Source organism: Actinocorallia lasiicapitis (assembly GCF_054778695.1).
In genome coordinates, this window is sequence record NZ_BAAGZI010000790.1 from 1 (window position 1) to 989 (window position 989).

The following is a 989-nucleotide window of genomic DNA, read 5'->3' on the forward strand; positions in this document are numbered from 1 at the left end:
GGCCGGACGGCCAGAGCCGCCGGAACGGCCGCCAGCGCGAGCGACGGCACCAGCGTCACCCCGAGCCCCGCCGCGACGTAGCCGAACTTCCCCGTCCATTCCGCGATCCGGATCACCCGGGCCGGCACGAACCCCGCCTGGGCGGCGGCCTCGCTGAGCCGGGTCGGCCGGTCGGTCGGCCCGTGCTGGATCCAGGTCTCCTCCCGCAGGTCGCCCAGCGCCACGACGTCCCGTGCCGCGAGCGGGTGGTCGAGCGGCAGCGCGACGTGCAACGCGTCCCTCAGCAGCGGTTCGACGATCAGCTCCCCGGTGGGCGGCAGCCCCGCCGGATAGTCGCTGACGACGGCCAGATCCAGCGAGCCCGCCGCGAGCCGCGCCAGCAACTGCCCGCTCGGCCCCTCCCAGGGCGCGACCTCCACACCGGGACGTTCCGCCCGCAACCGTGCCAGCGCGGACGGCACCAGCGACACGTTCGCCGTCGCGAACGCCCCGACCCGCAGCGTCCCGGAGACCCCGGCGTGCAGCGCCGCCAGCTCCCGTTCGGCCGCGGCCAGCCGTTCCAGCACGTCCAGGGCGTGCCGGTGCAGGATCCGTCCCGCCGGGGTCAGCCGGACGCCCCGCGCCAGCCGCTCGAACAGCGCCCCGCCCGCCGAAGCCTCCAGCCCGGCGACGCGCCGCGAAACCGCCGACTGCGTGTAGTTCAGCTCCTCGGCCGCTCCCGTGAACGACCCGGCCCGTGCGACGGCCTCCAGCACTCTCAGATCATCGAAATCCACCCAGCCATCCTATTCACGCATGGCTGGTATGCGAGGTAGTCGCTGGTGGAATGGGTCAGCCCGGCCTACCGTCGAAACCGTGATCGCCTTTCTCGGACTGGGGCGCATGGGCGCCCCCATGGCCCGCCGCCTCGTCGCCGCCGGCCACCAGGTGACCGTCTGGAACCGCACCCCCCGCACCGTCGACGGCGCCCGCACCGCCGCCGACCCGGC

Annotated in this window: 2 protein-coding genes; one reads left to right on the forward strand and one right to left on the reverse strand. The window is 74.8% G+C overall.

Translation table 11 applies throughout. The features are described from left to right. Nucleotides 1-776 (reverse strand): LysR family transcriptional regulator (locus tag ACYVE7_RS34640; RefSeq protein ID WP_460370865.1); only part of this gene is annotated, 776 nt, incomplete at its 3' end. Nucleotides 777-804: 28 nt separating this feature from the next. Between ACYVE7_RS34640 and ACYVE7_RS34645 the strand changes: the two genes are divergently transcribed. Further along, nucleotides 805-989 (forward strand): NAD(P)-binding domain-containing protein (locus ACYVE7_RS34645; protein ID WP_460370867.1); only part of this gene is annotated, 185 nt, incomplete at its 3' end.